General features: G+C 65.3%; 8 protein-coding genes. 7 read left to right on the top strand and 1 reads right to left on the bottom strand.

Translation table 11 applies throughout. The annotated features are described in order from the left end of the window. The first annotated feature begins 112 nt into the window (after window positions 1-112). Genes AOT83_RS10645 through AOT83_RS10625 form a run of 4 tightly spaced genes read left to right on the top strand, consistent with a single transcriptional unit; the run spans window position 113 to window position 5,784 of the window. Window positions 113-1,591 carry an integrase gene (locus tag AOT83_RS10645; protein ID WP_199347961.1) on the top strand — a complete coding sequence of 493 codons (1,479 nt, stop codon included), beginning with the start codon at window positions 113-115 and terminating at the stop codon, window positions 1,589-1,591. 23 nt (window positions 1,592-1,614) lie between these two features. Then, window positions 1,615-3,282 (top strand): hypothetical protein, encoded by a 1,668-nt coding sequence (locus tag AOT83_RS28155; RefSeq protein ID WP_227470147.1) that lies wholly within the window; start codon window positions 1,615-1,617, stop codon window positions 3,280-3,282. A gap of 59 nt (window positions 3,283-3,341) precedes the next feature. After that, the gene (locus tag AOT83_RS10630; RefSeq protein WP_232461660.1) at window positions 3,342-5,366 is read left to right on the top strand and encodes a hypothetical protein; all 2,025 of its coding nucleotides are present in this window, start codon (window positions 3,342-3,344) and stop codon (window positions 5,364-5,366) included. Next, entirely contained in the window at window positions 5,359-5,784 is a 426-nt protein-coding gene (locus AOT83_RS10625; RefSeq protein WP_052615835.1) for a hypothetical protein, read from the top strand. Before AOT83_RS10630 ends, AOT83_RS10625 begins: the two co-directional genes overlap by 8 nt. 187 nt (window positions 5,785-5,971) lie before the next feature. On the opposite strand, the gene AOT83_RS10620 is transcribed toward AOT83_RS10625, so the two are convergent. Then, the gene (locus AOT83_RS10620) at window positions 5,972-7,003 is read right to left on the bottom strand and encodes an AraC family transcriptional regulator (protein WP_052615985.1); all 1,032 of its coding nucleotides are present in this window, start codon (window positions 7,001-7,003) and stop codon (window positions 5,972-5,974) included. Window positions 7,004-7,150: 147 nt separating this feature from the next. Here AOT83_RS10620 and AOT83_RS10615 point away from each other — a divergent pair, with 147 nt between their 5' ends. The 3 genes from AOT83_RS10615 (at window position 7,151) to AOT83_RS10605 (ending at window position 11,470) form a co-directional block, all read left to right on the top strand. Next, window positions 7,151-7,426 carry a hypothetical protein gene (locus AOT83_RS10615; protein WP_052615986.1) on the top strand — a complete coding sequence of 92 codons (276 nt, stop codon included), beginning with the start codon at window positions 7,151-7,153 and terminating at the stop codon, window positions 7,424-7,426. A 102-nt stretch (window positions 7,427-7,528) separates the two neighbouring features. Further along, window positions 7,529-8,953 (top strand): DUF1254 domain-containing protein, encoded by a 1,425-nt coding sequence (locus AOT83_RS10610; RefSeq protein ID WP_078313701.1) that lies wholly within the window; start codon window positions 7,529-7,531, stop codon window positions 8,951-8,953. A 141-nt stretch (window positions 8,954-9,094) separates the two neighbouring features. Further along, complete coding sequence (locus AOT83_RS10605; protein ID WP_052615836.1) at window positions 9,095-11,470, top strand: arylsulfatase; 2,376 nt, start codon at window positions 9,095-9,097, stop codon at window positions 11,468-11,470. Window positions 11,471-11,651: the final 181 nt, after the last annotated feature.

Raw genomic sequence — 11,651 nt, 5'->3', positions numbered from 1 at the left:
GCTCCACCGATAGAACACAGATAACTTCATATTCGAGACCTCCTTGCCGACGAGCAAAAGTGTCATACCCCTGCGGTACGACTGGATGCACAGGCGGTAAGGAGGTCTCTGCATGCGGATAGTCATGGTCCGGAGAAGCGCTCGCGAGGGCGAAGTTCTGCAAGCTCCCGATGGCGTGACAACGCTCCCATGGTCGTCGGTTGTGCAGGCGCTCGACCGGCAGGACATCCCGGACGGCCTTCCGTTCATCGTCGATGACGACGGCTCACTGACCGGCTGCGACCGACTCAACACCTACCTGCTGACCGCATGGCGTCAACGCGCCTACGACCTCGACAGCCTGCGGAGCTTTCACGCCTACCATCTCGCTCGGTTGCTGCGGTTCGTACGCCAGCGCCGCGGCGGGGAATTGGTGGACCTCACCGCCACCACGACTGAGGATCTGACCGCTTACCGGGATGCCCGCCAGCAGGAAGTCCTGGACAGCACGCTGGCTACCGAATTTGGCTGCTTCTCCTCGTTCTTCTACTACGCCGCCCAGATCGGCTGGATGGAGAAAGACCCGATCCCGCGCTGGGGCCGCAACAACCGCAACACTCTCATTTCCCACAAACATCGCGAGCGTAGAGCGCGATTCCTCAAGGCGGCCCAGACCAAGCACTTCCTCGAGGTCGGCCTGCGCGGTGACGGCTCCGACCCCGCGGGTGCGCCCGCCTACCCCGAACGCGACTACGTGTACGGGCTGCTACTGGCAACCACCGGCCTCCGACGCGAGGAGTGCGCGCTTCTCCTCGACGCCGAGGTTCCGGCCCCCGAAACGATGGGATCCGAGTCCATCCAGGTCTTCGACCGGCTCGGCAAGAAGCAGGTGGTCCGATCCATCTACATCACCGCACAGGTAGCCCACGCCACCGACCTCTACCGCCGGACGGAACGGCACCGCGTCGTAAAGGCGGCCCAACGCAGCCTCCGCGCCAAGATTCGTGACGGCTCTCTGCTGGTGGTCGACGACCTAATCGAGCGGCGGGGAAAGCTCTACGTCGCCATCGGATCCCAGCGCATTCCACTGGTCCGGTTCACCAACAAGGACCGGGCCAAAGCCGTCCGGCTCCTCGATGACGGCACCATCGACCCACTCGCGTTGTTCGTATCCCGCAGCGGACTCCCACCCGGACTCGAACGCTGGAACCAACTCTTCGCCGACGCTCGCGAACGAGTCCGCCACTCCGGCCACCGAGACCAGCCGCCCCGCCACGTTCACGTCACACCTCACACGATGCGACATTCTTACGCGGTCCGGATGCTGGCCGCGCTCATGAAGGAAGGACGACAGCGCGCCGGAGACGCCTACCTGCTGCTGGCAAACCCCGTACTGACCGTCAAGGAACTCCTCGGCCACGCCAGCGTCCAGACCACCATGCACTACCTCCACGCCGCAGGCACATGGACCGAAGACGTTCCGGCCGCCCTCGCGGGAACCGCAGCCGACGTCGTAGGACATACCGATGACGACCCCGGCCCCGACCCCGAGACCATCGAGGACGACTGGGATGAGCCCGACGTTGGCCCCGATGCCGGAGACGTTCAGTGAGGGGCTCCTACTCGACCCCCGACGTGCCCGCGAATTCTGCGACACCGTCGGCGTCGAACGATGGCCGGTTCACCTTCGAGTGGGCCGTGTACAGCGACACACTGACCTACACCATTGACCCCTCGACGTTTGAGACACCGGTTATCGCAGCCGAACTCGCAGGGACTTGGCTCGAGGTGCTTACTGAGTTCGGGCGCATGGAGTACTCACTCACGTCAGGGCTTCTGAGCTTCTTGCGGTCGATGGGTACGCTACCGCTGACCGACGATCAGAAGACCGCATTCGCGTTGCGGGACTTGCGCCGGGCACATTTGGACCTGTGGGAACTCAATATGCTGGCTAGTCACCGAGAAGCGAAATCAGACACCGCCTATCGCAAAGTCGTCCACGTCTTCGCCCTCCTTCGACGGCACGAGGATGACCACCCCGGCACGCTTCATGAACAGATCGCCGATCGGTTGGCGCGACAACCGCGCTTATGGCACCACCGCAACGACGGACTGCCGCCGCTGAGCGAGCAGGAGACCCGCGCATGGCGCCGATGGGCTTACCAGAAGGCGAAAAATGCTCTGTCCCAGCCGGACCGAGGCATTACCGACATCGACGTCCAGACCGCCACACACGTACTGCTCAGCCTCGCAACCGGCGAACCGCCTGAGGTGCTCCGCGCCCTGACCGTTCACGACATCGAAGCCACTACCACGGCCGAAGCAGAGGACTCGGTGTCCACGCTGTCGCCGATAGACAGACTCCGCTATCTCGCCGAGAACGACCTCATCGACCTGCTCCGCGTCCGATACACCAAGAACCGCGCACACGAAACGTACGACGAGGTGTACGCCCGCCGTGACACCGCTCCATTCACCGCGTTTCGCTGGGCCGTGATGCTCAACGCAGCCGCCCGCGCCGAATCTGATAACCCCTCATTGATCCTGATGGAGGCTGTTCATGGGAGAGTGAAGCAACCACCTTGGCAGCGCCTGGCTTACCGGCTATCTGAGATTGCCGCGCGGAACAGCCTTCCGCTATCGGGTCCGAACCAATGGGCACGGCTGCGCAAGGTTGCCACCACCCGCGAAGTGCTCGCCGACCCCAAGTCCTACCTGGCTAACGGGCGCCGCCACTCCGCGAAGACCTTCTTCGGCCACTACACCAACAGCACTGTTCTCCGCGCCGAAGCCGGCCGCATCCTCATCGACAGCGTCAACGACATATTCGACAGCGCTATCAACGGTCCGACCATCGTTAGCCCGGACGCTGAGCAAGCCATCCGAGCCGGTGCAGACGCGCCCGGCCTCGACCAGGACACCGCCAGCGCTCTAGTTGCCGGCCAACTCGACGGACCACACACCGGATGCCGCAATCCTCTCGACAGCCCCTACGAGAAGAAAGGAACGGTCTGCACCAAGTCCATCACCGGCACCTGCTTCGCGTGCCCCAACGCGCTCATCACGCTGCACCACCTGCCGGCTGCCCTCGCGATCCAGGACATGACACATCCCGATCGCGCCGCCGACCCGGAAACCTGGCAGACGCACTGGAAACCGATCTACGACACCATCACTGAGGTGGTCCTGCCGACCTTCACTCCCGAGCAGGTCAAGCACGCCCGCCAGCAAGCGAACCTGACACCGATCGACGCAGGCATTCTCAACGACATGCGTGGCGTCCCGGAAGCACCGGCATCGTGACGGCCAGAAGATCCCCGCGAGAATCCCCAGCATTGTGGAGGAACCCCTTCACCGCGGAGGTGCGCGTCTGGCCCCATCTTGCCGGCGGCCCGCAATACGGCGACGACCCATGGGATCTCGCCCTTGTGGCCAACCGGGTCAACATGGCAGAGCGCTACATTCACTTCGCCAGCGCTCCGGATGTGCACCGCATGACCGTCAAGAACATCCTCATGACGGTCGCAGCCCCCGACCGCGAAGTCGTCGTAGAGGCGGGCGTCATCCGCCGCGGCGACGGAACACCACCAGCAGGGCTATACGACTGCTTTCGCAAGCTCGTCGTCATCGCCAAGTGGTCCGAGGACAACGGAACCGCCCGCTTCGCCGACTGGACTCAAGCCGACGCCGATCGTTTCCTCGATGACCTCCGCACTGGCCAGCACCGCGCGGGCGGCGTCGGACTCACCGCGACGAGTATCCGTGGGTACGTCACCACCTTGCGGTTGCTGCGAGAGTGCCAGGCAGTTCTGCCCGATGCGCTTTCCTTCTTCCCCTGGGCGGGCCGCAGCGCTTCCAGCGTCAGCGGTGAAGTCACGCACACCGAGAACACCACGCCGCCCCTCCCGTGGGAGACCTGGGCGCCGCTCATCACCGCATCATGGGTAATCGTCGACCGATTCAGCGATGACATCATCGCCGCGACCGATACTCGAGCTGCGCTTCCGAAGGAGCCACGAGGACCAGCTGGAGCCAACGCGTACAACGCCTTGCTCGACTGGACGGAGCAGCGCGGTCTGTTACCCCTGCATACCGGGTTCGGCCGCACCAAACATCAACGAGGAGAGCCGAATACGACACTGCTAGAAAAACTCCTCGGCATCAACGCCAACGTCCTCAACCGGGCGAGCCACCAGTACATGCCGGACGCCACGGCACTAATCGCAACCGCTGCGGCCGACCCGCAGCGGGCGACTTTCGGAGGACTGCACGTGCCGACTGCCGTCGTCTCCCACCCGGACGGGACAAGCAGCCCGTGGGTGGAGGAGTTGGGCCTCGGTGAAACCGAGTATCTCGAAAGCGTGCTCCGCGCTGCTTGCTACATCCTGATCGCCAGTCTTACCGGCATGCGCGACAGCGAGATCCAGGAACTGACATGCGACAGTCACACCACCAAGGACGGACTCGCCGCGCTCCGCAGCATCCAGCACAAGGGCAACGACCATCCTGACGGTGAGCGCCGAACGTGGTGGGCACCCAGACCTGTCATCCGGACCGTCGAGGTGCTGGGCGAACTCACAAGACACGACACGCATCTGTTCGCCCGCCGCAGTGGCAACGCTGGCTCCTACGCCCCGAATCGCGACATCGCCAGGCTCATCGCGTTCGTCAACGATGACCCCGCCCAACGACCAGGACGCGGTCGGGGACTCGGGCTGGAACACATCGCGATCCCGAACGGCCAGGCCGTCAACGCAACCTCCCTCCGACGTGCGTTCAGTGTCTTCGCCACCACCCGCCCCGGAGCGGAACTCGGATTGGGAATCCAACTGGGACACAGCGCATGGCGGATGACCACCGGCTACATGAGTGACGGACAACAACGGGCCGTACGCCTGATGGACGACGAACGCAAACGCGTCCTGCACAGCGACGCCGCCGCCCTGCTGCAGGCGGATAGTCCCGTGGCAGGGCCGGCAGCTCACCACGTGACCGGATTCCGCGCACAGATCATCACCAACTCTGACCGCGCCGATCGCCTCACCGCAACGCTAGCCGAGCGACTTCACCTGGGGCTCACCAATGACTGCATGTGGAACCCGGCAACCAGTAGCTGCGGCGGCGACCGCCCAAAACTCGGCGACCACGTGTGCGTCGGCGTCGACTGCACCAACGCCCTACTGCGCTCTGCACATGTCGGCGTGATCGCCAGTGCCATCGACCGCATCGACACCTACCTCGATCAACAGCGCGGCCATCCGGCTCTCATCGAACAGATGCGCCGAGACCGCGCAAACCTCGCCCGCATCCGCCGCGAACTCACCACGGCCGACGACCCAGACGACCTCTACGACGACGACCTGGACCAGGAGAACGAACATGCCTAGCCCCACCCGCAAGCGCGTCAGCGATGCCGTCATGCAAGCGATCGCCGACGCCATCACCGCCATTGAGAACAGCTCCGACATGCCACGCACCAAAAGACAAATCGAAGCGATCACCGGCCGGAGTCACGACGCCGTCGCTCGCGCCTTCGTTCAGGACCGAATCGAGAACAGCTCGTACCGTCTCAACAGCCGCTTCGAGCAACTCACCGCGAACCTGACTAGGGGTGACAGCCTGAATGCCGCTGCGATCCGTAACGACCGGCAGACCATCGCCGAACTACGCCAGAAGAACCGTGACCTACACGACCAACTCGACCGCTTCGCCACCGCACTGTTCGCGCGGCAGCTTGATGCCGAGAACGAGCGGGCGGAGATCGAACTCGTCACGCGAATCCGGCGAGGCCAGCGGGGGGAGTAACGAGTTTCGCCCACGCGGATCTGTGCGGATCGGTTCGATGAGCGAATCGAGCACAATGATCGCCCGGCCCAAGTCCGCAGAAGCTACACCGGACGCATCGTCGGCGTGATCCGATCGCCGCTCGGGCGACGCCCCGCCGGGATCGACAGACCGTCACCAAAACGCACCGTCAAAACGCGGCGTTGGTCTACCCCATACAGAAGGCAAGTCGTCCCCCACCGGGATGGTACCGGTTCCGGTACGCGGTGGGGGTCACCCCGAACCAGCGTTTGCAGGCGCGGGTGAACACGCTGTGCTCGGCGTAGCCGAGCTGGCGCGACACGTGGGACACGGGTAGGTCGGTGCCGACGAGCAGGCGGTGGGCCAGTTCACGGCGGGTCTGGTCGACCAGTTCGGGGAAGGTGGTCCCTTCCGCGACGAGGCGTCGCTGCAGGGTCTTGGGGTGGATGCCGAACTGATGGGCCACCAACCCCGCCGTGAGTTCGCCGGTGGGTAGCAGTTGGCGCACCATGCTGCGCACCGTGTCGGCGATGTCGCGTGTGCGCTGACCGTGGGCTTCTGTCAGGTAGTGCATGGCGAGTCGGTGTGCCAGCGGATCGTGGGTGAGCGGGCGCTGTAAATCCTTGGCGCGCAGGGTGAATCCCGCGATCGGATCGTTGAAGTGGGCTGTGCATCCGAAGTAGCCGCGGTAGTCGGAATCGGTTCCCAGCGGCGGGTGCGGCACGTGCACGGCGACGGGTCGGTACGCGGCGCCCAGGAACAGGCGCAGCACCTGCAGGGTGAGGCCCAATGCTAGTTCGATCGCCTGGGATTGCGGGGGCGACGGCTGCAGCAGGAAGTCGTATTCGAACCGCCGCAGCGCCGGATCGGCATGGTCGGTGATGCGTGCGATGATACCGGGGCTGTGGGAGCTCATGTAGGTGTCCAGGATGGTGAACGCCTCGGCGACGGTGGCCGTGGTGCGGGCCGCGAGCGCGACCGGGCCGAGGATGTCGATGCTCTGGTGCTGAGCGAGCTGGAGTCCTAAGTCGGGCACATCCAGGACCGTGGCCGCGTCTTCGACCGCGGCGATGGCGCTGCGCAGCGGAATGAAGCGGTCATCGTTTCCCGCGTCGGCGGGATCGATCCCGGCCGACGCCAGCAGCGCGTCCGGATCTCCCCCGTGAGTGCTGACAAGCGGAGCGAACCCGGTGAGCGACGATCCACGGACCAGATGCATGTCCATGATAGTCAAGAAGAGGTCCAGCAAAGTCAAGACAAGCGGGTGCCGGGTCGTGCAAAGTGGTTGCCCGGGTCGGGGAACCGTGACGTGTTGTGGCCGACCCGATAAGGGTGGGCCACAACGGAGATGAACCAGGGGAACCCCGTGAACCGACGTATCACAACGCTGCTGGCCGCCGCGGCACTCGCCGCCGCTCCGCTGACCATCGCACCGATCATCAACGCGGCCACGGCGTCGGCGGATGTCTGCGCAAGCGCCGGGGGCCGGCACTTCTCCGCAGGCGGCTGCACCAACATCGCCGGCGACGTCGCCGTGGGTGCGGCGATCGCGGCCCAGCATGTCCCGTACGTGCCCGGCGAGATCCCCTGCTACACCGTCGAAGGCGTTCCGTACTTCACCCCGCCCGGCCAACCCTGCTGACCAGCGGCGACTGCACACACCGCGGCGCCACACCAGCTAACCTGCACCCGAGCGGCCCCGCGAGCGGACCCGCGGTGCCAACTGACAATCAGAGGAGAACGAATGAGGTTCGGCAAGGCCATGGCGATTGGTATCGCCGCGGCGGTGGTCGCAGCGATCGCGGGCTGTGGCGGCAAATCCGAAGCGCCCACGGGCAGCTCGGCGGTGACGCCGCAGGAGATGCGCACGATCGCCAAAGAGGCATACGTGTACGGCTTCCCGATGGTGGACATGTACCGCATCGAGAACGCCTACGCGGTCAGCAAGGACAGCGGCCAGTACCTGGGCGACTGGAACCAGATCCACAGCATCGCCCGCGTTTTCACCCCGGCCGACACCACGGTGCAGACACCCAACTCCGATACGCCGTACTCGTTCCTGGCAACCGACCTGCGGACCGAGCCGCTGGTGCTGACGGTGCCGCCGATCGAGCAGGGCCGGTACTTCTCGCTGCAGTTCATCGACAGCTACACCTACGTCTACGACCTAATCGGCAGCCGCACGACCGGCAATGGTGGTGGCACCTACCTGCTGGCCGGCCCCGGCTGGCAGGGCGAGAAACCCGCCGGCGTCGACAAGGTGATCCGCACCGACACTGACTTCGGGCTGGTCCTGTACCGCACGCAGCTGTTCAACCCGGCCGACCTCGACAACGTCAAGAAGATCCAGGCCCAGTACAAGGTCGAGCCGCTCTCGACGTTCCAGAAGGCGCCGGCCCCAGCCCCTGCGCCCGCGGTCGACTTCATCACGCCGCTGACACCGGACGAGGAGAAGACGTCGCTGGACTTCTTCAAGGTCCTGGGCTTCACGCTGAAATACGCACCGGTGAAGCCGGAGGAGAAGGAGCTGCGGGATCGGTTCGCCAAGATCGGGATCGGACCCGACGGGGATTTCGATCTCGCCACGCTCAGCGACGAGCAGCGCAATGCCATCGAGGGCGGCATGGCTGATGCGTGGGCCGAGCTGCACACCTTCCAGACCGAGCAGATGCAGACCGGCAAGGTGACCTCCGGTCAGTTGTTCGGGTCCGCCGAGCAGTTGGGCGGCAACTACCTGTACCGGTTCGCCGGAGCGGTGATGGGCATCCTGGGACTGCCGGGCGCCGAAGCCATGTATATCCCGCTGACCAACGACTCGGCCGGCGCCAAACTCAACGGCGCGAACACCTACACGCTGACCTTCCCCGCTGGGCAGCTCCCGCCGGTGAAGGCGTTCTGGTCGGTCACCATGTACAAACTGCCGGAGATCCTGCTGGTCGAGAACCCGATCAACAGGTACCTGATCAACTCGCCGATGCTGCCGGACCTGGTGCGCAACCCCGACGGCGGGATCACCCTCTACCTGCAGCACACCTCGCCGGGACCGGAGAAGGAATCCAACTGGCTGCCCACCCCGGCCGGCGACTTCGAGATGATCCTGCGGACCTACTGGCCCGAGCAGGCGATCAGCGACGGCAGCTGGACGCCACCGAAGGTATCGAAGAGCTAACCGACCGAAACCCACAGTGGCCCGGCCGGATTCGGGCGAGCCGGGAGTGGGAGGCGGCCAGATCGTGAAGGATAGAGACGCGCCGGAGAACACCGACGCGTGGAACACGGCCCGCCGGGGCCGCGGAGAGGACACCAGCAAATGACAACGGGCCCACAGGTTTCCAGAACCCATCTGCCGATTCCGAGCGCGCCGCGAACGGGACTGGTCACCTACGACGCGAAGGATCCGGACACCCCGCATCCGCTGATCCGCGACATCCGGCCCCCGGAGGGCGCCCCGAACATCCTGGTGGTCCTGCTCGACGATGTCGGGTTCGGTGCGGCCAGCGCGTTCGGCGGGCCGTGCGCCACCCCGACCGCCGAACGGCTCGCGGCCGGCGGTCTGAAGTACAACCGGTTCCACACCACCGCCTTGTGTTCACCCACGCGGCAGGCCCTGCTGACCGGGCGTAACCATCACTCGGCGGGGATGGGTGGGATCACCGAGATCGCCACCGGCCAGCCCGGCTACAACTCGGTGCTGCCCAACACCATGTCGCCGATCGCGCGGACCCTCAAGCTCAACGGGTACAACACCGCGCAGTTCGGCAAATGCCATGAAGTGCCGGTGTGGCAGACCAGCCAGGTGGGGCCGTTCGACGCCTGGCCCAGCGCCGGTGGGGGTTTCGAGCACTTCTACGGCTTCATCGGCGGCGAAGCCAACCAGTGGTACCCCTCGCTGTACGAGGGGACCACCCCGATCGAGGTGGACCGCACCCCCGAGCAGGGCTACCACCTCACCGAGGACCTGGCGGACAAGGCGATCGCCTGGATCGGTCAGCAGAAGGCCCTCGCACCGGACAAGCCGTTCTTCACCTACTTCGCGCCAGGCGCCACCCACGCCCCGCACCACGCACCCAAGGACTGGATCGACAAGTACCGCGGCAAGTTCGACGCCGGCTGGGATGCATTGCGGGAGCAGACCTTCGCCCGGCAGAAGGAACTCGGGGTGATCCCGCAGGACGCCGAGCTGACGCCGCGGCCCGAGCAGATCCCGGCCTGGGACGACATGCCCGAGGAGCTCAAGCCCGTGCTGCGCCGGCAGATGGAGGTCTACGCAGGGTTCCTCGAGCACACCGACCACCACGTCGGCCGGGTCATCGACGCGCTGGACAAGCTCGGAATACTCGACGACACCTTGGTCTACTACATCGTCGGGGACAACGGCGCCTCCGCCGAGGGCACCTTCAACGGCACGTTCAACGAGATGCTGAACTTCAACGGGATGGCCGCGCTGGAGACACCCGAGTTCCTGATGGAACGCCTCGACGAGTTCGGCGGCCCGGACTCCTACAACCACTACGCGGTGGGCTGGGCGCACGCCATGTGCACCCCATACCAGTGGACCAAGCAGGTCGCCTCGCACTGGGGTGGCACCCGCAACGGCACGGTGGTGCACTGGCCCAACGGTTTCCAGTCCCGCGGCGAGCATCGTGATCAGTTCCATCACGTGATCGACGTGGCGCCCACTTTGCTGGAGGCCGCCGGGATCCCGGAGCCGCTGTTCGTCAACGGGGTGCAGCAGGCGCCGATCGAGGGCACCAGCATGCTGTACTCGTTCAACGACGGCGGGTCCGCCGACCGGCACGAGACCCAGTACTTCGAAATGTTCGGCAACCGCGGCATCTACCACAAGGGCTGGACCGCGGTGACCAAGCACAAGACACCGTGGGTGCTCATGGGCGAGGACACCGTCGCATTCGATGACGACGTGTGGGAACTCTATGACACCACGGTCGACTGGACCCAGGCGAAGGATCTGTCGAAGGAGCAGCCGCAGCGTCTGCACCAATTGCAGCGACTGTGGCTGATCGAGGCGACGCGATTCAACGTCCTGCCGCTGGACGACAACCTCACGGTCAGGATGAATCCCGACCTGGCCGGACGCCCGACGCTGATCAAGGGGAACACGCAGGTGCTGTTCGCGGGGATGGGGCGGCTCTCGGAGAACTGCGTGCTCAACCTCAAGAACAAGTCGCACTCGGTGACCGCCGAGATCGACGTGCCCGAGGGCGGCGCCGAAGGCGTGATCGTCGCGCAGGGCGCCAACATCGGCGGCTGGTCGCTGTACGCCCACGGAGGCAAGCTCAAGTACTGCTACAACCTCGGTGGCCTGCAGCATTTCTTCGCCGAATCCGCCGAACCGCTGCCTTCCGGTGCGCATCAGGTGCGCATGGAATTCGCCTACGACGGGCCGGGTCTGGCTAAGGGCGGCACGGTGACCCTGTTCGTCGACGGCGCCGCGGTGGGTACCGGGCAGGTGGCGGCAACGCTGACCAACGTGTACTCCGCCGACGACGGGCTCGACGTCGGTGCGGACACCGGTTCGGCGGTCTCACCCGACTACCGGCCAGGTGACAACCGCTTCACCGGCCGGGTGCGCGGCGTGCAACTGGCGATCGCCGAGGAATCTGACGCCGCCGGCCATCAGGTGGACCCCGCCGAGGCCGTGCGGATCGCCCTGGCCCGCCAGTAGCAGATCGGATTAAGGACCCCGTGTGCTGTAGCGGAACTTCGGTCGCGGCGTCGCCGGCGGGCGACGTGGCAAAGCGGACTTTGGCGACCGCTCTGCTGTAATGGTGGAAGACACTCTTCCTCGACCGCGCCGGATGCGACGGCATACAGACGACACGGAAGACACTCTAAATATGACAGTT

This window comes from Mycobacteroides sp. H001 (assembly GCF_001440005.1).
GTDB lineage: Bacteria > Actinomycetota > Actinomycetes > Mycobacteriales > Mycobacteriaceae > Mycobacterium > Mycobacterium gwanakae.
Note: the sequence above shows the minus strand (reverse complement) of the source record. Positions and strands in the feature narration are given on the sequence as shown.